This window comes from Cohnella sp. GCM10012308 (assembly GCF_042649185.1).
GTDB lineage: Bacteria > Bacillota > Bacilli > Paenibacillales > Paenibacillaceae > Cohnella.
On the sequence record NZ_JBHRYU010000090.1, the window covers coordinates 1 to 789 of the forward strand.

2 tRNA genes and 3 rRNA genes are annotated in these 789 nt (G+C 54.1%); all 5 read right to left on the reverse strand.

The window, feature by feature from the left end:
* Positions 1-125 (reverse strand): 23S ribosomal RNA (locus tag ACFOTD_RS34540); the annotation flags it as partial.
* Between the two features lie 130 nt (positions 126-255).
* Positions 256-331 (reverse strand) — tRNA-Ala (locus ACFOTD_RS34545).
* 26 nt (positions 332-357) lie between these two features.
* Positions 358-434, reverse strand: a tRNA-Ile gene (locus ACFOTD_RS34550).
* A gap of 58 nt (positions 435-492) precedes the next feature.
* Positions 493-609 (reverse strand): 5S ribosomal RNA (gene rrf / locus ACFOTD_RS34555).
* Positions 610-696: 87 nt separating this feature from the next.
* Positions 697-789, reverse strand: a 16S ribosomal RNA gene (locus ACFOTD_RS34560); the annotation flags it as partial.

The window sequence follows — 789 nt, forward strand, 5'->3', positions numbered from 1 at the left end:
TCCCCATTCGGACATCCCCGGATCAAAGCCTGCTTACGGCTCCCCGAGGCAATTTCGCTGTTCGCCGCGTCCTTCTTAGGCTCCTGGCGCCTAGGCATCCTCCGTGCGCCCTTAATAGCTTAACCTGTCGGCTAAACCACACAAGGCAATGTAGAGAATTTCTAATTTGCGCATTTTCGTTTCGCTATCCGGTTTTCAAAGAACAAGTTCTGCCCTCCGCCCATCTGACAAGCAGGCTGTGCGGAGAAGTAAAGATGGTGGAGACTAACGGGATCGAACCGTTGACCCCCTGCGTGCAAGGCAGGTGCTCTCCCAGCTGAGCTAAGTCCCCATGGGAAGTATTCAATTAAAGCTTAGTGGTGGGCCTTAGTGGACTCGAACCACCGACCTCACCCTTATCAGGGGTGCGCTCTAACCAGCTGAGCTAAAGGCCCGTATGATATGGCCAGTCTCGCTGGCTTGATCTCAATTCCGTTGAAGGAATCAAGACCGGCTTGGCGACGTCCTACTCTCCCAGGACCCTGCGGTCCAAGTACCATTGGCGCTGGAAGGCTTAACGGTCGTGTTCGAGATGGGTACGCGTGGAACCCTTCCGCCATTATCACCAAACCGGTATTGCAGAAGGATTTCTCCTTCAAAACTGAACTCGAGCGGTTAAAACTACGGACTTTCGTATTGCCCCGAAGGGCTCCTTAGAAAGGAGGTGATCCAGCCGCACCTTCCGATACGGCTACCTTGTTACGACTTCACCCCAATCATCTACCCCACCTTCGACGGCTGGCTCCCTTG